This is a genomic window from Nocardia sp. NPDC059177, from assembly GCF_042755165.1.
Classification (GTDB): domain Bacteria; phylum Actinomycetota; class Actinomycetes; order Mycobacteriales; family Mycobacteriaceae; genus Nocardia.
In genome coordinates this window covers 374845-400656 of the sequence record NZ_JBHZBX010000001.1, presented here as the reverse complement: position 1 = coordinate 400656, position 25812 = coordinate 374845, and the positions used below count along the sequence as shown (strand labels likewise).

General features: G+C 69.2%; 23 protein-coding genes. 6 read left to right on the top strand and 17 right to left on the bottom strand.

Annotated features, from left to right (window positions below; all coding sequences use genetic code 11):
• Window positions 1–622: 622 nt before the first annotated feature.
• Window positions 623–832: a hypothetical protein gene (locus ACFXK0_RS01860; RefSeq protein WP_379407752.1), complete on the bottom strand. Its 210-nt coding sequence runs from the start codon at window positions 830–832 to the stop codon at window positions 623–625.
• Window positions 833–954: 122 nt separating this feature from the next.
• Between ACFXK0_RS01860 and ACFXK0_RS01855 the strand changes: the two genes are divergently transcribed.
• Both ACFXK0_RS01855 and ACFXK0_RS01850 read left to right on the top strand, forming a co-directional pair.
• A complete protein-coding gene (locus ACFXK0_RS01855; protein WP_379407751.1) occupies window positions 955–2130 on the top strand; it encodes an alpha-hydroxy-acid oxidizing protein in 1176 nt (391 codons plus the stop codon).
• Between the two features lie 135 nt (window positions 2131–2265).
• Window positions 2266–3021 carry a DUF6319 family protein gene (locus ACFXK0_RS01850; protein WP_379407750.1) on the top strand — a complete coding sequence of 252 codons (756 nt, stop codon included), beginning with the start codon at window positions 2266–2268 and terminating at the stop codon, window positions 3019–3021.
• Between the two features lie 61 nt (window positions 3022–3082).
• Here ACFXK0_RS01850 and ACFXK0_RS01845 read toward each other — a convergent pair whose 3' ends face one another.
• Window positions 3083–4573: a diguanylate cyclase gene (locus ACFXK0_RS01845; protein WP_379407748.1), complete on the bottom strand. Its 1491-nt coding sequence runs from the start codon at window positions 4571–4573 to the stop codon at window positions 3083–3085.
• Window positions 4574–4789: 216 nt separating this feature from the next.
• Between ACFXK0_RS01845 and galK the strand changes: the two genes are divergently transcribed.
• Together galK and ACFXK0_RS01835 are read left to right on the top strand one after the other, a co-directional pair.
• A complete protein-coding gene (gene galK / locus ACFXK0_RS01840) occupies window positions 4790–5911 on the top strand; it encodes a galactokinase (protein WP_379407747.1) in 1122 nt (373 codons plus the stop codon).
• Between the two features lie 139 nt (window positions 5912–6050).
• Window positions 6051–7361, top strand: coding sequence for a family 1 glycosylhydrolase (locus ACFXK0_RS01835; RefSeq protein WP_379407746.1), 1311 nt, complete (start codon window positions 6051–6053; stop codon window positions 7359–7361).
• 3 nt (window positions 7362–7364) lie between these two features.
• On the opposite strand, the gene ACFXK0_RS01830 is transcribed toward ACFXK0_RS01835, so the two are convergent.
• The 10 genes from ACFXK0_RS01830 to ACFXK0_RS01785 all read right to left on the bottom strand — a co-directional run bounded on the left by ACFXK0_RS01830 (window position 7365) and on the right by ACFXK0_RS01785 (window position 18382).
• Window positions 7365–8948, bottom strand: a complete 1584-nt coding sequence (locus tag ACFXK0_RS01830) for an alkaline phosphatase D family protein (protein WP_379407745.1) — start codon at window positions 8946–8948, stop codon at window positions 7365–7367.
• Window positions 8949–9060: 112 nt separating this feature from the next.
• A complete protein-coding gene (locus tag ACFXK0_RS01825; protein ID WP_379407744.1) occupies window positions 9061–10518 on the bottom strand; it encodes a PepSY-associated TM helix domain-containing protein in 1458 nt (485 codons plus the stop codon).
• A gap of 707 nt (window positions 10519–11225) precedes the next feature.
• The gene (locus ACFXK0_RS01820; protein WP_379407743.1) at window positions 11226–11786 is read right to left on the bottom strand and encodes a hypothetical protein; all 561 of its coding nucleotides are present in this window, start codon (window positions 11784–11786) and stop codon (window positions 11226–11228) included.
• Window positions 11787–11826: 40 nt separating this feature from the next.
• Complete coding sequence (locus ACFXK0_RS01815; protein ID WP_379407742.1) at window positions 11827–13485, bottom strand: acyl-CoA synthetase; 1659 nt, start codon at window positions 13483–13485, stop codon at window positions 11827–11829.
• Window positions 13486–13611: 126 nt separating this feature from the next.
• The gene (locus ACFXK0_RS01810; protein ID WP_379407741.1) at window positions 13612–15237 is read right to left on the bottom strand and encodes an acyl-CoA synthetase; all 1626 of its coding nucleotides are present in this window, start codon (window positions 15235–15237) and stop codon (window positions 13612–13614) included.
• Between the two features lie 98 nt (window positions 15238–15335).
• Window positions 15336–15833 carry an ArsR/SmtB family transcription factor gene (locus ACFXK0_RS01805; RefSeq protein WP_379407740.1) on the bottom strand — a complete coding sequence of 166 codons (498 nt, stop codon included), beginning with the start codon at window positions 15831–15833 and terminating at the stop codon, window positions 15336–15338.
• 110 nt (window positions 15834–15943) lie between these two features.
• Entirely contained in the window at window positions 15944–16576 is a 633-nt protein-coding gene (locus ACFXK0_RS01800) for a hypothetical protein (protein ID WP_379407739.1), read from the bottom strand.
• Between the two features lie 86 nt (window positions 16577–16662).
• Complete coding sequence (locus ACFXK0_RS01795; protein WP_379407738.1) at window positions 16663–17040, bottom strand: hypothetical protein; 378 nt, start codon at window positions 17038–17040, stop codon at window positions 16663–16665.
• Window positions 17037–17351 (bottom strand): type II toxin-antitoxin system Phd/YefM family antitoxin, encoded by a 315-nt coding sequence (locus ACFXK0_RS01790; protein ID WP_379407737.1) that lies wholly within the window; start codon window positions 17349–17351, stop codon window positions 17037–17039. Before ACFXK0_RS01790 ends, ACFXK0_RS01795 begins: the two co-directional genes overlap by 4 nt.
• A 44-nt stretch (window positions 17352–17395) precedes the next feature.
• The gene (locus ACFXK0_RS01785; RefSeq protein WP_379407736.1) at window positions 17396–18382 is read right to left on the bottom strand and encodes a diiron oxygenase; all 987 of its coding nucleotides are present in this window, start codon (window positions 18380–18382) and stop codon (window positions 17396–17398) included.
• Window positions 18383–18504: 122 nt separating this feature from the next.
• On the opposite strand from ACFXK0_RS01785, the gene ACFXK0_RS01780 reads away from it, so the two are divergent.
• Window positions 18505–19467 carry a DUF5996 family protein gene (locus ACFXK0_RS01780; protein WP_379407735.1) on the top strand — a complete coding sequence of 321 codons (963 nt, stop codon included), beginning with the start codon at window positions 18505–18507 and terminating at the stop codon, window positions 19465–19467.
• 1 nt (window position 19468) lies between these two features.
• On the opposite strand, the gene ACFXK0_RS01775 is transcribed toward ACFXK0_RS01780, so the two are convergent.
• The 3 genes from ACFXK0_RS01775 to ACFXK0_RS01765 all read right to left on the bottom strand — a co-directional run bounded on the left by ACFXK0_RS01775 (window position 19469) and on the right by ACFXK0_RS01765 (window position 22500).
• Complete coding sequence (locus ACFXK0_RS01775) at window positions 19469–19660, bottom strand: hypothetical protein (RefSeq protein WP_379407734.1); 192 nt, start codon at window positions 19658–19660, stop codon at window positions 19469–19471.
• A 197-nt stretch (window positions 19661–19857) separates the two neighbouring features.
• The gene (locus ACFXK0_RS01770) at window positions 19858–21072 is read right to left on the bottom strand and encodes an acyl-CoA dehydrogenase family protein (RefSeq protein ID WP_379407733.1); all 1215 of its coding nucleotides are present in this window, start codon (window positions 21070–21072) and stop codon (window positions 19858–19860) included.
• A gap of 33 nt (window positions 21073–21105) precedes the next feature.
• A complete protein-coding gene (locus tag ACFXK0_RS01765) occupies window positions 21106–22500 on the bottom strand; it encodes an acyl-CoA dehydrogenase family protein (protein ID WP_379407731.1) in 1395 nt (464 codons plus the stop codon).
• Window positions 22501–22631: 131 nt separating this feature from the next.
• Between ACFXK0_RS01765 and ACFXK0_RS01760 the strand changes: the two genes are divergently transcribed.
• On the top strand, window positions 22632–24050 hold the full coding sequence (locus ACFXK0_RS01760) for a glycosyltransferase family 39 protein (protein WP_379407730.1): 1419 nt from the start codon (window positions 22632–22634) through the stop codon (window positions 24048–24050).
• 126 nt (window positions 24051–24176) lie between these two features.
• Here ACFXK0_RS01760 and ftsX read toward each other — a convergent pair whose 3' ends face one another.
• Window positions 24177–25079 carry a permease-like cell division protein FtsX gene (ftsX, locus tag ACFXK0_RS01755; protein WP_379407729.1) on the bottom strand — a complete coding sequence of 301 codons (903 nt, stop codon included), beginning with the start codon at window positions 25077–25079 and terminating at the stop codon, window positions 24177–24179.
• A complete protein-coding gene (ftsE, locus tag ACFXK0_RS01750; protein WP_379407728.1) occupies window positions 25079–25768 on the bottom strand; it encodes a cell division ATP-binding protein FtsE in 690 nt (229 codons plus the stop codon). The genes ftsX and ftsE overlap by 1 nt, the downstream gene beginning before the upstream one ends.
• Between the last annotated feature and the right edge of the window lie 44 nt (window positions 25769–25812).

The window sequence follows — 25812 nt, the reverse complement described above, 5'->3', positions numbered from 1 at the left end:
CGGGCGCACGCGATGGCCGGTCATGGCTCGCATCGTGTACGAAAATGACGGGGAGTCAACGGGTTTCGTCAAACTCTGCATGCCGTGTGGTGCTGAGCGACCCGATGCGCTGGTATCCGGCGAAGCGGCAGGCGTCGGACCCTCACGACGCGCATGAACCGAACCCGCGGCGCACAGGGAAGTGGTCCGGCGTATTCGTGCAATCCGATCCCCGCCAGTCAGTTTTCTGACTGGGCGAGGCCGGATTGCACGAATACGCCGGTTCGATCAGGGGGCGTCGAAAGGCGATTCGCGGCGCCATGCGGCGATCCGCGGCGCGCGATGACGCGATTCAGCGCGCGACGAGGCAATTCGCAGCCCGCGGCGCCGTACCGGTCACAGGCGCTGCCTCACCCCGGCGGAGCGGCGCCGCACGGGTCGCGGGCGCTGCCTTACCCGGCGGAGCGGCGCCGCACCGGTCGCGATGCGCTGCCTCATCCCGGCAGGCGCTACCGGCAGGTTGTTCCAGCATGCGGGTGTGGCCCGCAACGGCGCTCTCGCTCGCCGGCGGGCAGACCAGGGTGCTGACGATAGCCGCCCGCAGTGTGGGCAAGCCGCGCTGGCGGCCCGGAGGTGTTGTGGCTCAGTCGAATCCGAGGTCGGCGGTGAGCGGATCGCGGAGGGCGCCTTCGGCCGCGCGTAGCCGATCGGTGACGGAGGTGAGCAGATCCATCGAGTCCTGCGACAGGCCGAGGGCGAGGCGGGTCAGCCGACGGGTGGCGTCGCACTTGATGCGCTCGGCTAGGAGGACGTCCGGGTCGGCGGGTGCGGCCGAGTGTTCGACGACGGTCACGACAGGGGCACTCACAATCTCGGAACGCGCTGCTGGGTACGCTGCTGCCTATTTTCGAGTATGACGCACCTTACATCCACCCTGCGGTCTGTGAACCCCCGCAGGCATGGGAAAGTTCAGCGATGAGTCAGTTCGCCGACTATCAGAACGAGATCTACCTGGCCGCGCTGGGCGGGATCGCGCCCGAGTTCCCCATGGACTACGCCACCCTCGAGCGCAAAGCCACCGCCGCGCTGCCGGACAACCTGCTGAACTACATCGCAGGCGGCGCGGGTGACGAGCTCACCCAGCGCCGCAACGCGGAGGCCTTCGCCGACTGGGGTCTGGTGCCGCGCATGCTCGTCGGCGCGACCGAGCGCGACCTCACCGTCACCGCCTTCGGCCACACCTTCGCCAGTCCGCTGTTCCTGGCACCGGTCGGGGTGATCGGCCTGGTCGGGGAGAACGGGCACGGCGATATCGCGGTCGCCAAGGCGTCGGCGGAAACCGGTGTGCCCGCGATGTATTCGACGCTGATGGAAGACCCGCTCGAGGACGTCCGCCCACACGCCGGTGACACCCCGTCCTTCTTCCAGCTCTACACCCCGAAGAACCGCGAGCTGGCCGAGAGCCTGGTGCGCCGGGCCGAGGCCGCGGGCTACGCCGGTATCACCGTCACCCTCGACACCTGGGTGCCCGGCTGGCGTCCGCGCGATCTGGCCTCGGGTAACTTCCCGCAGCTGCGCGGCCACGTGCTGAAGAACTACACCAGCGATCCGGTGTTCCAGCAGATGGTCGGCTCCGACGACCCGAAGCTGATTGTCCTGCACTGGATCGCGACCTTCGGCAACTCGCTGACCTGGGACGACCTGACCTGGCTTCGGTCGCTGACCGACCTGCCGATCATCCTCAAGGGCATCTCCCATCCCGAGGACGCGCGCAAGGCCATCGATTTCGGCGCCGACGGCATCTACTGCTCCAATCACGGTGGGCGCCAAGCCAATGGTGGGCTCAGTGCGCTCGAGACGCTGCCCGCGGTGGTCGCCGCCTGTGACGACCGGGTGCCGGTGCTGTTCGACTCCGGTGTGCGTTCCGGCGCCGATGTGGTGAAGGCGCTGGGGCTGGGCGCGACGATGGTCGGCCTGGGCAGGCCGTATGTGTACGGGCTGGCGCTGGGCGGTGTGCGCGGACTGGTGCACGTGCTGCGCAGTTACGCCGCGGAGGCCGATCTGCTGATGGCGGTCAACGGCTATCCGGACGTGGCCGCGGTGCGCGCCAACATCCGCCCGAGTACCAGGGGCAATGCCGCGCGCGGCTGAGCGCTGCATCCGGTTACCTGCGGCGGGAGCGGTTTTCGGGCCGCGATATCGCCCTCGGGGCCCAACTTGTCGGTGCCGTGCGGCATCATCGGTGCACACCACGCACCAGCACGCACCAACCTCCCGGAGTCCACGATGTCCTCGCCGAGCACCAAGCCAGCTTCCCGCCGATCCGCCCCGCAGGTACTGACCGAGGCCGAGCTCGCGCGTATCGCGGGCGAGCTGGCCGAGGGGAAACCGCCGATGGTGTGGTTCACCGCCGCCGCCGTCGGTGTCGCCGAGGGGAAGTCGGGCAAGGTGGTCGCGCTGGGTGATCCGGCCGACGGCGACTTCCTGCAGGTGCGCCCCACCGGTTCCAAAGACGTGCTCTCGTTCGGCCCGAGCGAGGTGACGCTGACCAAGCCGGCCCGCGGGACTACCGTAGCGCCGGGCGGATCCCCGCGGACCCGCCCGGAGAGCGTTCCCGAGCCGAGCAATCGAAAGGACACCACTGTGACCCAGCCGACGACCCTGCCGAGCGCCGCCCCGACGCCGCCCCGGTCGCTCGCGCCCGTGCCCGACGAGCCCGCCAAGCCCGCCGCGCCACGGCAGCCCAAGGCGCCCGCCGCGCGCAAGCCCAAGGCACCCGAGGTCACCGTCACCGTCACCCTCACCGGCACCGCCGACGGTGAGTGGACCGTCGACGTGGTCAACGGCAAGAAGCGCAGTGTGAAGGGGTTGGCGATCAGCAGCGCCGCGGTCGCCCAGGCCGCCAAGATCCTGCACCCCGAGGTCGCCGAGGTCGTCGCGGGGATCCTGGACGCCGCCCGCGACGCCCAGCAGCAGAAGGTCGCGGCATTACAGGCCGAACTGGAGGCGGCCCAAAGGCTCCTCGCCGAACTCGGTGACTGAGTAGTGCGCCCAGCCCCGGCTGTAGTGCGCTGAGCCCCGGCCGCCGGGCCGGGGCTCAGCGTCAGACCGCCGTGCTGGTCGGTTTGCTGTGGACCATGGTGCGGCGCAGCGACTTTCGCAGGTCGTCGTGGAAGGACAGGCCGAGGCCGTATTCCTTGGCGTGATACATCGCGGCGTCGGCATTGCGGAGCAGGTCGTAGACGGTGGTGTCGGTGGGGCGGGTGGCCAGGCAGGCGACACCGATACTGGCGGTGATGGGGATCTCGCCGCAGCTCAGATCGAAGGGGCGCACGAACGTACCGAGCAGTTGCTCGGCGAGCACGGCGGCCTCGGCGCGGGTGCGCGGCGCGAGGATGACGAATTCGTCGCCGCCGTAGCGGGCGGTGACATCCGAACAGCGGGTGGTGCGGCGGATGCGCGCGGCCGCGTTGGCGATGAGCTCGTCGCCGACGGCGTGCCCGTAGCTGTCGTTGACGCGCTTGAAGCCGTCCAGGTCGATGAACAGCAGGCACAGCGGCTTGCCGGCCCATTCCGCGCGATACCGATGCGGTGCGCGCAGCAGCGCGGCCCGGTTGAACAGCCCGGTGAGCAGGTCGTGATCGGCCTGGTATTGGGCGCGACGCTCGCTGCGCAGGCTGCGGGCGATGGCGCGTTCGCTGCGCCAGAGCACCCCCACCAGCAGCAGGGTGAGCAGCAGGCTGATCACCACCCGATCGCCGGCGCCGAGATCGGTGCCGATCACGCTGACCAGCGAGGCGGCGACCAGCGCCACCGCGATCGCGCCCGCGCGCCTGCGGGATCGGTGCGGGTGCACATCGCCGGGGTCGGGCAGCGTGCCCATGCTGGGATGCAGCGCGGCCAGCCCGGCGAGCAGATAGGCCCACTGCTGCGGCACCACCGCCAGCTCGCTGTCGACGATGAGTGTGCCTGCCGCGGTGAGGCTTTCGATCAGCCCGCCGGCCAGCACCGCGACCAGCGCCGCCTGCAGCAGCCGCAGCGAGATCGCCGAACCGACCACGGTCGCCAAGGAGTGCGCGAGCACTGTCAGCAACAGCGCGTGGACCACCGGGTAGGTCGCGGCCACCGGGGTGCCGGTGCCGCTGTGCAGGATCGGCGAGATCAGGAAGGTCCACGAGGCCAGCAGCGCGCTGAGCCCGATCAACGTCGAATCCAGCCACACGTCACGGGCATGGCGCAGCCGGCGCGGTTGCAGCCAGCCCACCGCGGCCAGCCCGAGACACAGGTAGGCGGCCAGCGTGCACAGATCGTCGACCGGATGCCAGGCGGCGCGCAACCCGAGTTCGCGTATCGCGGTGCCGATGGCGAACAACGGCACCGACGCGGCCAGCAGGTACCACGGCAGCCGGCGCGCGGGCCGATGGCTGTAGAGCCCGAAGCCGATCATCGTCAGGCTGCCCGCCACGATCACGATGAGCAGCAGAAACGACAGTGGTCGCGCGCCGATCAACGGTGCCAGCAGCACCGCGCCCGCCGCGCCGAGCAGTACCGCGCACCAGCGCAGGCTGCCGTGGCGTGTCTCGCTGATGGTCATCAGCCCCCCTCGATCCTGCTAACCTGCGCACGCGACAAGCGCCGATCGAACGTATGGCCGGTGAATGGTCGGGCGCTGACGCTCAAAACCTTGACAACTCAGTCGATCATGACACGTTCGGCGGTGTGTTGTCGCCTCGTTGGCGGGTTTGCTGGATACCGATTCCGCAACCCAGCACGGGCACACCGCCGCCCGGGGCGGGTGGAAAGGACAGCCGTGCGGAGGTGGTTCGCGCCGGGCCGGGTGAACATCATCGGCGAGCACACCGACTACAACGACGGCTTCGTGCTGCCGGTCGCATTGTCGCTGGGGGTGGTCTGCGCGGCCGGGCCACGCGCGGACGGCCTGGTGCGGGTCAGCTCGGCGCAACGCCCCGGGGAAGTCGTCGAGATCGGGCTGGATGATCTTGTGGCGCATCGGGATCGGGTGCCCGGCTGGGCGCGCTATCCGCTCGGGGTCGTGCACGAATTCGTCCGGCGTGGATTGCCCGTCGGCGGTGTGTCGCTGGATCTCGACGGAAACGTTCCGATCGGCGCCGGACTGTCGTCCTCGGCCGCGCTGTGCTGCGCGGTGACCCTCGCCCTGCGTGATCTCCATGCCCCTGAACTGGGTGAACGCGCAATGATCGAGATGGCCGCGGCAGCGGAGAACTGGTACGCCGGCGTGCCGACCGGTCTGCTCGACCAGTCGGCGTCGATGCTGTGCACGGCCGGGCACGCGCTGTTTCTCGACATGCGGGCCGTGACCGCGTCCACCGAACTGGATCACCGTGTCGCCGAGCAGATCCCGTTCGATCCGGCGACCCACGGGCTGGCGCTGCTCGTCGCCGACACCGGGCATCCGCACGACCTGGCCGACGGCGCCTACGCGCGCCGCCGAGCACAGTGTGAATCCGCCGCTGCCGCACTCGGTGTCGCCGCGCTCCGCGATGCCGGCCTCGGCGATCTCGCCCGCCTGACCGAGGAGACATTGCGGCGCAGGGCGACTCACGTGGTGACCGAGAACGCGCGCGTCGTCGCGGTCGCCGATCGGTTGCGCGCCGCCGCCGACCCACGATCCATCGGGCCGCTGCTCACCGCCTCGCACGACTCGCTGCGCGACGATTTCGAGGTGTCGGCGCCCGCCCTGGATCTGGCGGTGTCGGCCGCCGTGGACGCGGGTGCCTACGGCGCCAGGCTGATCGGCGGCGGCTTCGGCGGCAGCGTGCTCGCGCTCGTCGACAGCACCGCGGTCGAGCGGACGAGTGCCCGAATCATCGATCGCTTCGCCGTCGCGGGGCTGGCCGCTCCCCGGGTGTTCACCGTCGAGCCCGCCGCCGGGGCGCGCAGGCTGGAGTGAAGTAGCCCGCATGCGTCATCGGCGCCGGTCCGTGGGCTGGCCGGGTGGATGAACCGGCTCGAATCCCGGAAATCTTGGACAGATGACCAGTAGAGTCCGTGCGATACCGGACCGAGCCGCTCCTGGGAGATCTTGCGGAATGAGACCTACGCGCATCCTGTGCACACTGCTGGCGGCACTCGCCCTCATGACCAGCGCGATGACCACGGCGTCGGCGACACCCGCACCGGCGACGGTCCCCGCGCTCGGCGACGACTTCCTCTGGGGCGTCTCGATGTCCGGCTTCCAGTCCGAAGGTCATGCGCCGGACAGCAATTGGCGCCGCTACGCCGAATCGGGCAGGGCTCGCGACCGGTACGGCGATTCGGTCGACTTCTACACCCGCTACGCCGAGGACATCGACCTGGCGGCGGGGCTGGGGGTGCGGGTCTTCCGCCTCAGCATCGAATGGGCGCGGGTCCAGCCACGGCCGGGCGTCTGGGACGACGCCGATTTCGGCTTCTACGACGCGGTCGTGCGCAAGATCCGCGCGGCGGGAATGCGCCCCATGCTCACCCTCGACCACTGGGTGATTCCCGGCTGGGCGGCGGACCAGGGCGGCTGGCGCAGTCCGGAGATGGTGACGCGCTGGCTGGCCAATATGCGCCGGGTGGTCGATCGGTACGCGCCCCTGGATCCGCTGTGGGTGACCATCAACGAACCGATGGGCTATGTGGCGCAGTCGATCAAGATCGGTGACATCGGGCTGCCCGATGCCGTGCCGATGTTCGACCGGCTGGTGCGCGCGCACCGCGAGATCTACGACTACATCCATCAGCGTCAGCCCGGGGCGATGGTCACCAGCAATGTGGCGCAGTATCCGGTGGTGCAGAACCTGACGGACCTGCTGTTCATCGACCGGGTCCGCGACAAGCTCGACTACCTCGGGATCGACTTCTACTACGGGTCCTCGCTCCAGCAGCCGCCCACTACCGCGCTGCTGGGCGACGAACTGTGGAAGAACACCATCGAGCCCGAGGGCATCTACTACAACCTGCGCGCCTACGCCGAGAAGTTCCCCGGCCTGCCGCTGTATGTGGTGGAGAACGGGCTGCCGACCGAGAACGGCGCGCCGCGCGCCGACGGCTACACCCGCGCGGACCACCTGCGCGACACCGTCTACTGGATCCAGCGCGCCGATCTCGACGGCATCGAGGTGCTCGGCTACAACTACTGGAGCCTCACCGACAACTACGAATGGGGTAGCTACGCACCACGTTTCGGCCTCTACACGGTGGACGTGACCACCGATCCCGGCCTGACCCGCCGCCCCACCGACGCGGTGCCCGCCTATCGCGCCGTCACCGCGGCCAACGGCGTGCCCGCGGATTACCGCCCCACGCGTGCACCCGCGTTCTGCTCGATCCTCACCCCGCCGGATAGCTGCCTGCGTCCGGTCGCCGTGCCCTGAGCCTCACCCTGGAACGGCTCCCGCAACACCGTCCTGGACCACGAAACTCGCGCGGGTGCTGACCGGCGCGCCCGGTCGGGTGATGTAGGGCAGGACGCGGAAATCGTTGCGCCACAGCTGATGATCGAGCTCGACACGAACATAACCGCGCTGCCGGTTGTAGAACTTCAGGTCCGGATTGGCCGCGAGCAGGATCCGGCCGGTGTCGGTGAGGTCGGCGCCGTCGCCACCGGTCGTGATCGAGGTGCCGGTGAATTCGGTGGCGACCACCGGTGATTCGGGATCGCTGTAGTCCGCGCGCAGATCGGCGACGTAGTTCTCGTGCCGGTCGCCGGTGATCACCACCAGATTGCCCGCCGCGCGCTCGGCCGCCGCGCCGAGCACGGTATTGCGGTCGGCGACATAGCCGTCCCAGGCGTCGGTGCCGACCAGCAGGTCGGGGCCCGCGTCGTAGTCGGACTGCGCCATCGCGACCTGGTTGCCCAGCACCTGCCAGCGGGTGGGGGAGGTGGCCAGGCCCTCGACGAGCCAGTCACGCTGCGCCGCACCGAGAATCGTGCGGTCCGGGGCGAGCCGTTCGGCGCAGCCGACGACGGCCGTACCGTCGCCGCAGGCCAGCGCGGAGCGGTACTGCCTGGTGTCGATCATGGTGAACTCGGCCAGATCGCCGAAGCGGTAGCGGCGATGCAGGTGCACGCTCGGCCCGGCGGGCAGCTGGGCCAGGCGCATCGGCTGATGCTCGTACATGGCCTGGAAGGCGGCGGCCTTGCGGCGCCGGAACAGGGGTGGGAGCCGGGAGATGTCCAGGCCGAGGCCCGGGTGCTCGCCGGCCCAGTTGTTGTCGAGTTCGTGGTCGTCGAGGGTGACCAGCCAGGGGAACGCCGCGTGCGCCGCCTGCAACGGTGCCTCGGCTTTGGCCTGGGCATAGCGCAGGCGGTATCCGGCCAGGTTCACCGCCTCGCCCTCGAGCTGCGGTGGCATGTGCGCGCCGCGCCGGGCGAGCAACCACGACGTCTCGTAGATGTAGTCGCCCAGGTGGACGACCAGGTCGAGGTCCTCGGCGGCGAGGTGCTCGTAAGCCGTGTAGTACCCGGAACTCCAGGACTGGCAGGAGGCGAACGCGAACCGCATCCGGTCGGTGTGTTCACCGCTCGCGGGCGCGGTGCGGGTACGCCCGACCGGTGAGAGCGCCGAACCGGCCCGGAACCGGTAGAAGTACCACCGGTCCGGGGCCAGCCCGGTGACCTCGGGATGCACGCTGTGCCCGAGTGCGCGGGTGGCCACCGCCGACCCGCGCGCCACCACCTTCGCGAAACGCTCGTCCTCGGCGACCTCGTAGTCCACGGTCACCGGGTCGATCGGCATGCCGCCGTACCCGTCGGGATCGAGCGGGTCGGGCGCCAGCCGCGTCCACAGCACCACCCCGTCGGGCGTCGGTTCACCGGACGCGACGCCCAGGGAGAACATGTCCTCGCCCAGGCGGCGCGGCGCGGCGAATCGCGCACTGCTCACCGCCGACGCCCCGATCGCCGCCGCGACCGACCCGGCGACGCCGAATCGCAGCAGTTCCCGACGTGTGACCGCCATGCGACAGACATCCCTTCACCGACTACCGGATACCTGTCGATTCTGTCCGGTTTTCGTCCCGGCGGCGAGTGACGGGCGGTCCGGTTGTCGGCGAAGTGGTTTCGCCGATCGGTCAGACGTCCGGGTAGGCGCGGGCGGCCACACCGAGGGCGAGGTCGACGATCAGGAAGGCGAGCAGGCTCAGGCCGAGCAGCGGCGCGAACCAGCCGACCGCGACCGTGGCGAGCACCAGCGGAACGGTGATCCACGGCGAGGTGCGCAGCAGGACGCCGCGGCGCGGCGGTGCCCCGACGGCCAGGCGGGTGGCCTTGCGAGTCGGTCGTCGCTGCCACCACATGACATAGCCGAACACCAGCACTGTGGCCAGGCCGAGCATGATCGCCAGCAGCAACAGCTGATTCGGCAGCCCGAACAGCAGCCCCATGTGGAAGGCGATGCCCCAGTTGGTGAGCTTGGCCATCAGCGGCCAGTCGGCATAGGCCAGCCGGTCGGTGAGCACGCCGCTCGCGCCGTCGACCGCGACGGCATCGACGGCGTAGGTGCCGGGCAGCCGCAGCTCCTTGACCACGAACGCCTGCCCGGGCACGCCCGGGATGGTGATCTCCGCGCCCTGGGTGACCCCTTCGGCCTCGGCCACCGCGTACACCCGATCGAGCTGGGCGATGGTGGCGGCCGGATCGGCGGGGGCGGGCGCGACGGTGCCGCCGCTGTGGTGATCGCCGCCTGCGGTCCGGGCCGGGCCGGTCGCGCCGGGCAGGGTCGCGGTGACGGCGGGGGTGGTCCAGCTCAGTTCCTCGCGCAGCTTCGTGACGTTCTCGCCCGCGTAGGCCGACCAGGTCATCCCGGTGGCCGACAGCAGCACCGCCACCGGCAGGATCCACAGCCCGATCGCGCCGTGCCAGTTCATCTTCCGGCGCCGGGGCTGGGACAGATCCGGCGCCAGCAGCCACTGCGCGCCGGATCGGGCCCGCCGCTTACGCACCCGCCGCACCCACAGCACCAGGCCGAACAGCGCGATCACCCACAGCCAGGACGCGGCCAGTTCGCTGTAGAGCCGGCCGGGTTCGCCCAAGTGCAGGCTGCGATGGAACTCGCTGAGCCAGGCCCGCAGCGGCAGCGCCCCGCCACTGCCGTAGACCACGGCCTCGCCGACCGGTCGCGCGGTATGCGGGTCGACGAAGACCGACAGCCGCTCGGAATCACCGAGCATCGGATCGTTGAACAGCACGCGAGTGGTGTCGCCGAGCCCTGGCGCGGGCGCGACGGCGACCGGCGTCAGGTCCGGCCGGGCCGCTACCGCCGCACCGACCTGCGCCGACAGCGCCTGGTCGGGGCCGGTGGTGTCGACGTGCAGGAGATCGCGCGAGACGATCTGCTCGAGAGTCGGCGCGATCGCGTAGAGCGCGCCGGTGAGTGCCGCGATCAGGATGAACGGCGCGACGAAGATGCCGGCGTAGAAGTGCACGCGCAGCGCGAGTGGGGCCAGGCGCACGGCCCGGCGGCGGGAGGGTTCGGAGGATACGGGTGCCGAGGTCTCGACCTCGGCCGGACGAGCGTCCGTGATGCTCATGATGATTCGTTTCTGGAGGTCTGGAACCCGGTGCTACGGACCTGCCGTGCCGAACGCTGTGGCTGCCACGCCCGACGGCCAAGCCGCCGACGCGCGTGCGCCGGCGACGCTGGATGCCGGCGCGCGGTCGCCGGACGCCTGGACCATCGGGTCCAGAGACCGGCCGACCACGCTGTCGAGCGCCGTGCGAGCGCCCAGTCCAGCGCCGCCCTGATCGGGCGCGTCGCCGACTCGGGCAGCGAACTGAACCCTGTCGAGCGCAGCGAACCTAACCCTGTCGAGCGCGGTGGGCTGGGTGCTGTCGAGCGTTGTGGCTTTGCGCTGGTGGGCGCGGTGGGCCGAGCGCTGTGCGAACACACAGTCCAGCGGCGCCCTGATCCGGCGCGTCGCCGACGTGGGCAGCGAACCTAACCCTGTCGAGCGCGGTGGGCCGAGTGCTGTCGAGCGTTGTGGCCTTGCGCTGTCGAGCGCGTTGGCCAACGCTGTCGAGTCAAACGCCGCTGAGCGTGGTCTGCGTAGCATTTTCAGGTGCGGCGGGCATGGCACTGTCGCGCGCGCTGGATCGTTATCGGGCGTTCTGGCTGCGCCAGCAGCGGATGTGCGCGGAACGCGGCACATCCGCTGCCGGGCGTAGCAGCTCGCCGAGGAACGGGACCAAAGGGCGGGGACAGTGCACGGTGGTAGTCCGTGTACCGGGTGGGGGAATGTCAGAAAGGAATCGAGAGGGGTGGGCCGCGGGTGCGTAGGGAGTGCGCGGCGAAGATTCGCAGGATGACGCGGTCGCGGTGGGCCAGGCGCAGTGGCGCCGGGTCGGGGATGCGGGGGGAGCGGTAGCGCAGCGGCAGGATCCGGGCCAGGACGGCGGTGCCGATACGGTAGGCGGCCTCGGTGCCCACGATGATCGCGGCGGCCAGGGTCGCGGCGACGGCGTGCGCGGTGAGCATGCCGAGCCCGAGCGTGTCGTCGCCGTGGTGGGCGTGCCCGGACCAGCTCATGGTCGAATGGCCGAGCAGCTGACCGCCCAGCAGGACCGCGGCCAGCCCGAGTGCCCCGTCGCGGAGCGGGCCGATACCTGTGACGACGGCGCCGACCACGGCGGACACCGCGGCCAGCAGCACGATCGTGGTGCTGCCGGGCAGCGCGCCGCCGCCGGCCAGCCCGTGCGCGGCCAGGGACAGGGCTCCCGACATCGCGCCCGCGCAGGCACCGCGCAGCCGCGCGCCGACGGCACGCGACGGCGCGGACGCCTGCTCGAACTCGATGATCACCGGTTGATGATAGACGACCGGAATCCGGCGCCCGAGGCGCTCAGGCCTCCTCGGCCGACATCTCGATCAGCGGCTTGCGCAGCAGTTTGCCGGTCGCGTTGCGCGGCAGCTCGTCGACGAAGATCACCTCGCGCGGCACCTTGTAGCGGGCCAGGTTCGCGCGCACGTATTCCTTGATCTCCGCGGCGTCGCGCGCCGACTCCGGCCCGGGCACCACGATGGCGCGCAGCCGCTTGCCGTAGTCGCGGTCGTCGACGCCGACCACGGCCGCCTCGAACACATCGGCGCGACCGGCGATCAGGTTCTCCACCTCGAGCGGGAAGACGTTCTCGCCGCCGGAGACGATCATGTCGTCGTCGCGGCCGTCGATGTAGAGCAGCCCGTCGGCGTCGAAATGGCCGACGTCACCGCTGGACATCATCCCGTCGACCATCTCCTTGGTGCGGCCGTCGGTGTAGCCGGCGAAGGCGAAACCGTTGTCCACGAAAATGGTTCCGGTGATATTCGGCGCGGTGATCGGCTTGCGGTTCTCGTCGAGCAGCACGATCCGGATGCCGACCGGCGCCTTGCCCGCGGTGGTCGGCGCCTTGCGCAGATCCTCGGGCGTGGCCACCGTCATCACCGCGCACTCGGTGGAGCCGTAGAGGTTGTAGAGGGTGTCGCCGAAGTAGTCCAGCGTGCGGGTCACCACATCGGGCGCGATGGCCGAGCCCGCCGCGAAGATCACCTTCATGCTCCGCGGGCGGTACTTCGCCAGCACGCTCTCGTCCAGATCGAGGATGCGCTGCAGCATCGTCGGCACCACGACCAGCGAATCGGCCTGGTGCTTCACGATATTGGCCAGCGTCAGCTCCGGATCGAACTTGCGCTGCTGGAAGATCACCCGGTTGCCCAGTGCCAGTCCGAGGGTGAACTGGGACAGGCCGGTGCCGTGGAAGATCGGCGCGGCCATGATCATGGTGCCGTTGTTGGGCAGCGGCACCCGGTCGACGAACTGCGCCGAGGCGAACGGCGAAACCTTGTCGCGCGGTGCGCCCTTGGGCGTGCCGGTGGTGCCGCTGGTCAGGATGACCATGCCGCCGGGCTTGGCGGGCGCGGCCAGCGGCGCGGCCGAGCGGCCCGCCGAGAGCGACTCGATGGTCGGGATCGACGGGTCGACGCCGTGCGCCTCGTCGACCCAGGTGAGCACCCGCGGGATCTCGGCCGGGATGGCGCTCATCAGGTCGACGAACTCGCTGTCGTGCAGCACCGCCTTGACCTGCTCGCGCGCGGCCACATCGGCGAACTGCGGCTTGGCGAAACCGGTGTTCATCAGCACCGCCCGCACGCCGAGCTTGCCCGCGGCCAGCAGGCTCAGCACCATGCCACGATGATCGCGGGCCAGCACCGCGATCACATCGCCCTCGGCGACACCACTGGCCCGCAGGCCACGGGCGAACGCGTTGGACTGCTCGTCGAGCATGCCGAAGGTGAGTTCACCGTGTTCGTCGACGATCGCGCCCGCGTCCGGCCGCGACTGCGCCGCGTGCATGACCACGCCGGCGAACGGCCCGAACTTCGAGACATTGAAGAACGAGCGGACGGCGTGGTCGGGACGCAAGGGATCGAACAGTTTGCGATCCATCATGACCTTGACGCCGAGCGCGAAATCACCGGCGCGACGAGCGGTGCCACCGAGCGCGGGCAGAGACAGAGACATCGAACAGCCTTCCGGCGGCGGCCCAGGACGAGGAGGCCGGACCGCGACATCGAGATCCAGTGCTGGCCCTCACAGTATCAAGTACCGCCGGTTCCGGTGACAAGCAGTTTCAGATACTCGCCGGTCTCACTGTGACACCTCATAGTCGACCAGCACCCGCCGCAAGATCTTCCCGGTGGCATTGCGCGGCAGCTCGTCGACGAAGATCACCTCACGCGGCACCTTGAACCTGGCCAGGTTCGACTTCACGTGCGCCTGGATCTCGGCGGCGTCGGTGGTGTGGCCCTCCTCGAGCACCACGAACGCGCGCAGGCGCTTGCCGAACTCCACGTCGTCGACGCCGACGACCGCCACGTCGAACACATCCGGCCGCTCGACCAGCAGGTTCTCCACTTCCTGCGGGAAGACGTTCTCGCCGCCGGAGACGATCATGTCGTCGTCGCGCCCGTCGACCATGAGCAGGCCGGAGGCGGTGAAGTGGCCGACGTCGCCGCTGGACATGTACCCGTCGATGATCTGCTTGTGCCGTCCGTCGGTGTAGCCCTCGAACGGGGCGCCGCTGCGCACGAAGATCCGGCCCGCGGTCTCGGCGGCGGTGACGCGCTGGTCGTTGTCGTCGTAGAGGCGGACCTCGCAGGTGATGGGGGAGCGCCCGACCGTGCCCGGCGCCTCGGCCAGTTCGGCCGGATTGGCGATGGTCGCGATGGCCACCTCGGTGGAGCCGTACAGGTTGTAGAGGACCGGGCCGAAGGTCTCGGTGGCTCGGATGCACAGCTCGGGGGTGAGCGCGGAGCCGGCGAACAGGATGACCTTCAGCGAGGACAGGTCGTACTTGGCGCGCACCTCGGCGGGCAGCTCGGTCAACCGGTGCAGCATGGTCGGCACCGCGACCAGCATCTCGACCTTGTGCTCGGCGATCGCGGCGAGGGTGGCCTCGGCGTCGAAGCGGCGCCGCATCACGATCTTGTTCGCCAGGATCGTGCCGACCAGCCAGGTGGCCAGACCTGTGCTGTGGAAGATCGGCGACACGATCATCATGGTGCCGCGCTTGGGGAACGGCACCCGGTCCACGAACTGCGCGGTGGCCATCGGTGTCACCTTGGTGCGCGGGGCGCCCTTGGGCAGACCGGTGGTGCCGCTGGTCAGGATGATGAACCCGCCCGGCTTGCTCGGCGGCGGCAGGTGCTCGGTCGAGTTGTTCACGATGAGATCGTCGAAGGTGGTGGCGCCCGCGGGCAGCTCGGTGCCCTCGTCGACCCAGGTGAGGTAGCGCGGCAGCTCGGCGGGCAGAGCGTCGAGCAGGCCCAGGAACTCGCTGTCGTGCAGCACCGCGCGCACGTGCTCGCGTTCGCACACCTCGGCGAACTGCGGTTTGGCGAACCCGGTGTTCATCAGCGTGATCCGCGCGCCCAGTTTGCCCGCCGCGATCATCGACATGATCAGGCCGCGGTGATCGCGCGCCAGCACGGCGATGACGGTGCCCTCGCCGATGCCGGCGGCCTGCAGCCCGCGGGCGATGGCGGTGGACTGCTCGTCGAGTTCCCGGTAGGTCAGCTCGCCGCGCTCGTCGACCAGGGCGACCTGCTCGGGTGCGACGCGCGCGGAATGCCGGACCAGGGTGGCCTGCGGGCCGTAGATCTTGGATTCCTTCATCGTGCGCAGCGTCTCGAGCGGCTTGGTGGGGTCGGTGACGCCTTTCGAGCGCAGTACCCCGAGCGCCTTCACGCTTTCGAGCAGATGGGACACGTTCACCGGCTACCTCCGCACATCGCTGTTCTCGATGCTCACCGTAGCAGTGAATGTGTCCTAGGTCACAGTATTTGAATTGGGCAATTGAGACATTTCGCCGTTCAGCGTTGCGCGCTGGCCAGCGCGGCCAACAGCGGAACGAGCCTGCCCTCGGGCACCTCGAACCGGCCGAGTCCCGCGGTCTGCAACCAGCCGACCGCAGCGAGCTGACGCAGATGCTGATAGATGTCGGCCGAGGAGCCCAATTCCTCCAGCGCGGCCAGGTCGGCCGCGGTGCGGCGGCCGTAGACGATCTCCTGGAGCAGCCGCAGCCGGACCGGATTGGCGAGCACCGCAAGGCAATTGGCGGCCTCGATGGTCCAGATGTCGCCGACGATGGCGTCGGTGGCGAACTGGGCCTGCCAGTCCAGCCGCTCACCGGTCGGCAGTTGCAGCGCGCCCGCCAGCAGAATGCCGCCGTTGCGCACGCCGGTGTCTTCGAATTCCTGCCGCAAACGCGCTACCGCCCACGGCAATTGCGCGTCGCCACCGGCGGCTTGTGTCGTCTCCAAGGCGGCGACGCGCCGCTCCAGTTCTTCGAGTCGGTCGACCAGATCCACGCGGTCAACCTACGCCACGCCGAGTCTCTCGCGCGGCGATCCCACCTCCGCGATCCCCGGAACGCGACGGCGCACCCCGGCCGCGACCGGGATGCGCCGCGAATCCTCGATCAGCGCGTGACGGCGCCGAAGGACGGCTGCTGGATGGTGCCCAGCTGGTAGGCGTAGCCGTCGGGGTGCTGCTCGTCGACCGGGACCGACCAGCGGTGCCACAGGGTGCCATAGACCGCGGCGACGATCAGGCCGCCGCCGGTGTTCAGCGCCGCGGTGCGGATGGTGGTGTCGACCGGAACGTCCTGGTGCTCGGTGAGCACGGCGGTGCCGCTCTGCCCGTTGGACAGGTTCAGCCACATCACCTCGAGCTTGGCGCCGCTCTGATTCGGCGAGAGGGTGCCGGGGCCGCCGAAGAAGCCGAAGCGGAAACCGTCGATGTCCAGGGCGATGCCCGAGCCGTAGACGCCGGGGCCGCCGCCGTTCTGGCCGATGTCGGAGGTCGCCGGGATCTGGAAGGGCTGTGCGGGCAGGGCCACGTCGACCGTGCCGTCGGCGACCAGCTCGTCCAGTGCCGCCAGTGCGCCCGGATCGTCGGCGACGGTGGTCCGCAGCTGCGCGACCGCCGCGGCCACATCGACGGTCTGCGGTGCGGGATCGGCGACCGCCGGAGCGGCGAAGACGATGGCGACCGCGGCCGAGGTGGCGGCGACGGCGGTGGTGAAACGGCGCATGAAACTCAAATGATGCATAACCAGCTCTCCTCGAGTGTTCCTGGTACTGCTTTCACCCGAGCACCGTAACGGAGACCTCCGTCACATTCGAGACCACCCCGCTATCACGGCATGGGGGCGACCTGCACTTTGTAGCCGCGATAGAGCTCCGGTTTCGCGGTCAGTACCGGCATGTCGAGGTTCTGCGCGGTGAACACGACCGGCGCGATCAACGGCCAGTCGACGTGGTCGTCGGCGATCGGGACGGTGGTGCCGGTGCGGATCGCGGTGGCGGCGTCGAGCTCGGCCCAGCGCACGGCGACGCGGTTGTCGAGCAGGCGGCCGAGTTCGTCGATGTTGTCGACCGCGCGCATCGCGGCCATCAGGCTCACCGTCGGCACCACCATGATCCGGCGCTGCTGGGTGAACTGGCGCATGATCACCTGCCCGAACAGCGGCGAACGCGCCAGCGAGGTGAGGGCGGTGTGATCGGCGACGCTCACCGCTCGCTCGCGGCCGTGCCGTTCAACGCGCCCATCAAGGTGCTCAGTTTCGCTTCCGCGTCGGCGATCTCGGCCGCGGAATGCTGCTGGATCCGGTCGTCGAGCTTGCCGAGGATCTGCTCGCGCAGATCGTCGTTGAAGTAGGCCGGGGGTAATGCCCCGTGCCGCAACACCTCAGCAGGTACCACCGCGACCAGCTCCTTCCCCTCCCGCGTCACGATCACCGGCCGTCCGCTCGCGGACACACCGTCGAAAACACTACCGAGCTGACCCCGCAACTCGGTCAGTGGCACCGTCTCGTAATCAGCCATAGTCCACTGTACATCGCTGTGTACAGTGGACTCCCCGCTTTGCCTCAGGCGACTTTCCGGGCCGGCTCGCTGCGATAGCGGGTGGCCGGGCCGTCGATGCCGAGCAGGCGCCAGGTGAGTTTGGCGATCGGGTTCATCATGCCGCTGTTGGTGGCCAGCGCGCGGACGTCACCGAAGATGTTGCGGATGGTGGTCTGGGATTCGGCGTCGTTCCAGTAGGCCTCGCGCATCACCTCGGCGGGGATGTCGAACTTCTCCACGAATTCCTTCGGCGGGGTCATGATCATGTCGAGCATGATCCGCATCGCGATCGGGAACAGCACCGACAGCGCGGCCTTGGTCACCGGGTTCATTCCCGGCACGTTGCGGCGCAGGTACTCGTGCGCGAAGGAGATGTGGCGGGCCTCCTCGGCCACGTGGATCTGCATGACGCGGTGCACCATCGGATGCAGGTCGACGCCCGCGCGCAGCAGTGATTTCTGCAGGTGGTCGATCGGTTCCTCGCCGCCGAGGACCATCGTGAAGAACAACTCGGGGAAGTACTTCACGGCGGGCCAGATGATCATCGTCAGCTTGCGGTCGATGGTGCCCATGCCGACCACATCGCGATAGCCGATGCGGTTGATCATCTCCTGGAACATCATCGTGTGGTTGCACTCTTCGGCCGCCTCGTGGGTGACGTAGCGGAATTCCGGGTCACCGTTGGGCGCCGAGACCAGGTATTGCATTAGGCCGCGGATCAGCAGCTGCTCGAAGTCCAGGCCCACCTTGGCGATGCCGGCCTGACGCCACATGCCCATCGCGATCTGCTTCTCGACCGGCTGCGCCTTGTACCAGGGGTGGCGGCCCAGCGGGTCCTCGGCGGGCATGATCCAGCGCGGATCGTCGGCGTGCACGGCGAATTCCGGTGAATCCCAGTCGATGTCGAGGTAGGGATCGAAGTGCCGGTTCACCGAGCCTTCGGACAGGTTGCGCAGGATCTCGTGGTACTCGGGATCGGTCGCGGTGTTCTTGACAGATGTCGACAGCATCGGTGATGTCTCCTTCGTGTGGCGCACGTCCCACTTTATATGAGACTCAGGGTCTCAGACAATAGCGGCGCGCGGTGGCTCGGCTGCCGGGGGACCCCAGCGTGCGCACGTACGATGAGGAAATGGCCCGTCTCACCCCCGCCGGCGCCACCTGGCCCGAGCTGAGCGTCGACTCCTGGTCCGATACCCGCGACACCCTGCACATGTGGTTGCAGATCGTCGGCAAACTGCAGCTGTCGGGGACCGCGCTGGTCAACCACTGGTGGAACGTCACCTCGCGGGTGAGCGCGCGCGGCCTGCGCACCGGCGCCATCCCGGTCGACGGGCGCGTGCTCGACCTCGAATTCGACTTCGTCGACCACGAGCTGACCCTGCGCACCAGCGACGGCGGCGGCGCCCACCTCGCGCTGCGCCCGCGCACCGTCGCCGACTTCTACGCCGAACTGCGCGATGTCCTCGACAGCCTGAACGTGGCGGTCGACATCGAAGCCTCGCCCAACGAGGTCGATCCCGCGATCCCGTTCGCCCGCGACACCACGCACGGTTCCTACGACGCCGAGGCCGTCGGGCTGTTCTGGCAGCAGCTCGTCCAGATCGACCGGGTGTTCCAGCTCTGGCGCGCCGGTTTCGCCGGAAAATCCAGTCCCGTCCACGTCTTCTGGGGTTCGTTCGACCTGGCCTGCACCCGGTTCTCCGGCCGCAGCGCGCCCCCGCACCCCGGCGGCGCGCCGAACTGCGCGGACTGGGTGATGGAGGAGGCGTACTCGCGCGAATGCGCCAGCGCGGGGTTCTGGCCCGGCGGTGCCGAAGGCATGTTCTACGCCTACTCCTACCCGGCGCCGGGGGGATATTCGACCAGGCCGGCGGGCCCCGCGGCCGCGCACTGGGACGATTCCCTCGGCGAGTTCGTCCTGCCCTACGAGTCAGTGCGCCGTTCGGCCGACCCTGACGCCACGCTGCTCGAATTCCTCGACACCACCTACGCGGCGGCCGCCGACCTGGCCCACTGGGACCGCGAACTCCTCGACCTGAACCCCCACCGCCTGGACCGCCGCCTGCACCTCGACGACACCTCGCGCTTGTAACTCACTCCCCGCCGGTGGACTCCTCAGGCGCCGGCTTACGCCGCAGCTGCCCGCGCGCGAACAGAATTCCCGCCGCCACCAGCCACACCACCGCGTAGATCACCGCGCGCACCGGACTCCAGTTCGCCACCAGCAGCCCGACGGCCACGCCGCCGGCCACCCAGAGGATCAACACCGGATTCCCGTTCGCCATCCGCCGATCATCGCACGCCAGCCGCCGCCGAGCTGCCGTTCCCGGCCCGCCGGGACCGGCAGCCGACCTCGACCTGCAGCGACGAATGATGGACCGTGCCCACAGTCCGGACATCACCCGCCGCGCATCGCCCCGCCGACACGCGAAAGCCGGTGCGAGAAAACGAGACTCGCACCGGCTTCGATCAAGCGGTCAGCTCACTTGAGTTCGGCGCTGGACTTCCCGAGCACCCGGCGAGCCACGATCAGCTGCTGGATCTGCTGGGTGCCCTCGAAGATGTCGAGGATCTTGGAGTCTCGGCCCCACTTCTCCAGGAGCAGTCGCTGCGAGTAGCCGAGGCTGCCGGCCAGTTCGACGGCCTTGAGGCTGACGTCGGTGCCGGTGCGGCCCGCCTTGGCCTTGGACATCGAGGCCTCGAGCGAGTTGGGCTTCTTGTTGTCGGCCATCCAGCCCGCGCGCAGCGCCAGCAGGTAGGCCGACTCGTAATCGGCTTCCATCCGCAGGAATTCGGCGGCGGCGGCGTGCTGGTTCATCGCGGGGGTGTCGTAGGAGATCTCGACACCGGCCTCGGTGAGGATGCCGCGCAGCTCCTCGAGCGCGGCGCGGGCGACACCGATCGCCATGGCGGCCACCAGCGGACGGGTGTTGTCGAAGGTCTGCATGACCCCCGCGAAACCCTTCTCCACATTGACTTCCGGCGAGCCGAGAATGTTGTCGGCGGGGATGCGGCAGTCCTGCAGCAGCAGCACGGCGGTGTCGGAGGCCTTGATGCCGAGCTTGTGCTCGAGCCGCGCCACCGACAGGCCGGGAGCGTCGCGGGGCACGACGAAGGACTTGATCGCCGCGCGGCCCAGGCTCTTGTCGACCGAGGCCCACACCACGATGTGGGTGGCGCGCTGACCGCAGGTCACGAAGATCTTCTCGCCGTTGAGGACCCACTCGTCGCCGTCGAGCACGGCGGTGGTGGTGACGGCGGCGGAGTCCGAACCGAAGGACGGCTCGGTGATGGCCATCGCGGCCCACACCTTGCCGAAGCGCTCGAGCTGCTCGTCGGTGGCGACCGCGGCGATGGCGGCGTTGCCCAGGCCCTGGTAGGGGATGGTCAGCATCAGGCCGACATCGCCCCACGAGGTTTCCAGCGCGTTGAGCAGCGCGGACATGTTGCCGCCGTTGGCATTGGCGATCAGGTCGGCATCGGCCTCGTCACCGCGGCCACCCGCGGCGCCACCGATCTTCTGGGTGCCGGAATCCGACAGGCCCTCGATCATGGCGGCCATGGTGTCGAGCTCGACCGGGTACTCGTGCTCGGCGAGGTCGTACTTGCGCGAGATCGGACGGAAGATCTGCGAGGCGACCTGGTGGGCCTGGTTGGCGCTCGCCTTCAGCTTCTTGGGGAGTTCGAGATTGATCATGGGAAGTCTCCTGGAAGGTAAGAAACGGGCCGCTTACACCAACACGATGCCTTCGGCGACGCCGACGGCTCGCAGGTCGCGGTACCACCGCTCGACCGGGTGTTCCTTGGTGAAGCCGTGGCCGCCGAGCAGCTGCACGCCGTCCAGACCGATCTGCATGCCCTTGTCGGTGGCCAGCTTGCGCGCCAGCGCCGCCTCCCGGGCGAAGGACAGTCCCTGCTCCGCGCGTGAGGCGCCGCGCAGGGTCACCAGGCGCAGGCCGTCGAGCTCGATCGCCATGTTGGCGACCATGAAGGCGACCGCCTGCCGATGCGAGATGGGCTCGCCGAACGCCTCGCGCTCGTTGACGTAGGGGATCACGTAGTCGAGCACGGCCTGGCCGGTGCCGATGGCCAGCGAGGCCCAGCCGAGGCGGGCCAGCTGCACGGCGTCGCCGTATTCGGCGGCGCGCACCTTGGCGTCGGCGTCGCCGAGTACGGCGTCGGTGCCCACGGCCACGTTGTCCAGGATCAGCCGGCCCAGGCCCGCGGCGCGCAGACCCATGCTCGGATCGGCTTCCACGGACACGCCCGCGGTGTCGGACTCGACCAGGAACAGCGCGGGGCGGCCGTCGAGCTCGGCGGCGACGACGAACAGTTCGGCGTCGGCGGCGGCCGGGACCAGGCTCTTCACACCGTTGAGGCGGTAGCCGCTGGGGGAGCGGGTGGCCTTGGTCTGCAGCGCGAACGGGTCGAACAGCGCGCGCGGCTCGGTGATGACCACCGAAGCCTGCGGCACGTTCTCGCCGGTGAAGGCGGGCAGGTAGGTCTTCTGCTGGGCGTCGGTGCCCCACTGCGACAGCGCGACGGCGACACCGCTGGGCGCCAGGATCGGCAGCGCGAGGCCCATATCGCCGTGCGCGAGCGCCTCGGCGACCAGGGAGTTGGTGACCGCGCCGCGTTCGGCGGCGGCGCCGTCGAGTTCCTCGGGCACATTGATCAGGGTGATGCCGAGTTCGGCGGCGCGCTCGAGCAGGTCGCGCGGGGCCTTGGCGGCGTTGTCGGCCTCGTAGGCGGCCGGGCGCAGGATCTCGCCGGCGAAGTCCTTGACGGTCTCGACGATCATCTGCTGCTCGTCGGACGGGGTGAGGTCGAAGTAGTCCTTGGTCTTGGACTCGTTGTCGGCCAGCCGCTGCGGCTTGCCGCCGCCGGTGACCTTGGCGAAGGTCCGGGTGGCCGCGCCCAGGGTGCGGAACCCGGTCTTGGTGCCCTCGTAGGTGACTCGCTCGATGGGCTTGCGCAAGTTGTACTTCTCGGCGAGCTCCGACCCGGTAATGGTCGTCAAAGCGCGCATCGCGGTGCCCATCCAGTCCCGCTTGGGCTGGCTGAGACCGACCGCGGACGTGTCGTTCGGACGTCGCTTCGTCGCGCTGTCTCGAGTGCTCATCATCACCTGATTTCCTCGGCTGTCGGGGCGCTGTCGGCCCCGCCTATCTTACTCCTCGGTAAGTCTATCTTACTCTGGAGTAAGAAGCACTGCCGATATCGCTGAAATCCTGCGATCCGTGTCATTCTGGACGAGTGACCGTGATCGTGCCGGTTTTCGCCCTCGTTCTGTTGATCACCACGACGCGGTACGGCTACCACCGTGACGAGCTGTACTTCCTGGCGGCAGGCCGCCGGTTGGACTGGGGCTACCCCGATCAGCCGCCACTGACCCCGGCCCTGGCCCGGCTCATGTCCGCGATCGACCCCGATGCCCTCTGGGTATTGCGCCTGCCCGCGATCGCCGCCGCCACCGTCGTGGTGGTGTGTGCCGGGCTGATGGCGAAGGAACTGGGCGGCGGACGCGGCGCGCGGGCGCTCGCCGCGGGTGCGGTGGCGGGTGCGGCACTGGTGCAGGCGGCCGGACACCAGCTCGGCACCTCCGTCGTCGACCTGGCCGCCTGGTCGGTGATCTGCCTGCTGATACTGAAATTGCTGCGCGGCGCCGATCCGCGCTGGTGGCTCGCGGTCGGGGCGGTGACTGGGCTCGGGGTGCAGAACAAGGTACTGCTGGTCGTGCCCGTCGGCGCGCTCGTCGTGGCGCTGCTGCTGACCGGGCCGCGAAAAGTGTTCGCCACCAGGTACTTCGCGATGGCAATCGGGCTCGCGGCGGTGCTCGTGGCGCCGTATCTGTGGTGGCAGGCGGCCAACGGCTGGCCGCAGTGGGCGCTGAGTCGGGCGATCGCGGGCGGGTCGTCGGGGACCTCGGATTCGCCGATCATGTTCGTGCTCTTGCAGTTCGGGCTGTTCGGCCCCCTGCTGGTGCCACTGTGGGGCTATGGGCTGTGGCGGTTGTGGCACTCGCGGTATCGGGCGTTCGCCCTCGCCTACGGGCTGCTGTTCGTCGTCTTCCTGGCGGCGGGCGGCAAGGCGTACTACCTCGGCGGGATGTACCCGATCCTGCTCGCGGCCGGTTCGGTCGGCCTCGCCTCGGCGCTCGGTGACCGCGGAAAGCGCTGGGCGGCGGTAGGTTCGGCCCTCGTACTGAACGCCGCGCTGTCGGCGGTCCTGTTCCTGCCGGTCCTGCCGGTGACCCAACTCGCCGACTCGCCCGTCCCGGCGGTGAACTACGACGCGGGGGAAACGGTCGGCTGGCCCGGGTTCGTCGCCCAGGTGGCGGCGGCCCGCCCGCCGGGCGCCGCCGTGCTCACCGCGAACTACGGCGAAGCCGGCGCCATCGAGCGTTACGGCGCCGAATACGGCCTGCCGACACCGTATTCCGGCCACAACGCCTACTGGTGGTGGGGCCCGCCGCCGGACACCGCGACCACGGTACTCACCGTCGGCCTCGACCACACCCGCGTCACCACCCTGTGCGCCGTCGTAGAACCGGCGGGCACGATCGACAACGGCCTCGACCTCGACAACGACGAACAGGGCGCACCCATGTTCGTCTGCCGCGACCCCCACCAACCCTGGTCCATCCGCTGGCCCCACCTACGCACCCTGGGCTGACCCATAACCCCGTCACGCCGAGCTGGACAGTTGATCACCAGGCCACCAGGGAGACATCGCCCGAGAAGGAAAATCCCTCATGGCCTGGTGATCATTGGTCCAATTGTGGTGCTGCGTGAAGCCGCCTCATTCGCGGACGTAGAAGCGCAGCGTCAGGTAGGCCGTCACCGCCGCGAAGACGATGCCGATCGGTGCGATGGTCAGCGCCACCACCGCGATGTCGTCGCCGGTGATACGCGGGAAGACATTGCTGTCGAACAGCGGGCCGAGTGCCCGGTCGATCACCAGTGGCCGGGCGATCACCAGTCCGAGGACGGCCAGCACCGAGCCGACGAACGCGGCCGCCACCGCCTCGAGCAGGAACGGTAGCTGGGTGTACCAGCGGGTCGCGCCGACCAGGCGCATGATGCCGACTTCCGTGCGCCGGGTGAACGCGGCGATCTGCACCATGTTCAGCACCAGCAACATCGCCGCCAGCGCCATCACCAGCGCCAGCCCGAACGCGGCATTGCGCAACCCGTCGAACAGGCTGACCAGCCGGTCGACGAACTCCTTGTCGTTGGCCACGATCCGCACGCCGGGCCGGGTCGCGAAACCGTCGTAGATGTGCTGGTACTGATCGGCGTCGGTCATCTTCACCCGCAACGAGGCGGGCAGCGGCGAATCGCTGATGTACTGCACCATCTCCGGCTGATCGGCGAAGAGCTTCTTCGCCTCCTCCAGCGCGTCGGCGCGGTTGAGAAACTGTACGCTCTCCACACCCGAGGTCGACTTCAGATCAGCCAGCAGCGACTTGCACGGCTCGGCCGCGCAGTCGGGGTCGGTGGCGGAGACGGCCTCGTCGAGGTAGAAACGCACCTCGAGGCGGCCGATGAAGAAGTTCTCGGTCTTGTCGGCCATCCGCACCGACAGCATGCCGCCGCCGAGCATCATCAGCGATACCGCGGTGGTCAGGATCATCGCGACGGTCATCGTCAGATTGCGGCGCAGGCCGTCGGCGACCTCGGTGAACAGAAAACTCAGTCGCATTATCGCCCCACCCCGTAGACACCGGTCGCCTCGTCGCGCACGAGTCTGCCGTGGTCGAGCTCCACCACCCGCCTGCGCATGGCGTCGACGATGTGGTTGTCGTGGGTGGCCATCAGCACCGTGGTGCCGATGCGGTTGATCCGCTCCAGCAGCGCCATGATGTCGGCGCTGGTGTCGGGATCGAGGTTGCCGGTCGGTTCGTCGGCGAGCAGCACCAGCGGCCGGTTGACGAACGCGCGTGCGATCGCGACCCGCTGCTGTTCACCACCGGACAACTCCGAGGGCAGCCGATTGCCCTTGCCGCCCAGCCCGACCATGTCGAGCACCTCCGGCACCGTGCGCTCGATGAACTGGCGCCGCTTGCCGATCACCTCCAGCGCGAAGGCCACATTCTGTTCCACGGTCTTCTGCTGCAGCAGCCGGAAGTCCTGGAACACGCAGCCGATCCGCTGACGCAATTTCGGCACCTTGCGGCCCGGCAGCCGATCGACCCGGAAATCGGACACCCTGATCTCGCCCGCGGTCGGCGACTCCTCCTTGAGCAGCAGCCGCATGAAGGTCGACTTCCCGGAACCGGACGGGCCGATGATGAAGACGAATTCGCCCTTGTCCACGTCGACGGAGACGTTGTCCAGCGCCGGCCGCGTCGAGGTCTTGTACGACTTGGTGACGTTGCGCATGGTGATCACGGGGAGCCAGTGTAGCCAGCGACCGCCCGGTGACCGGGCCGGTG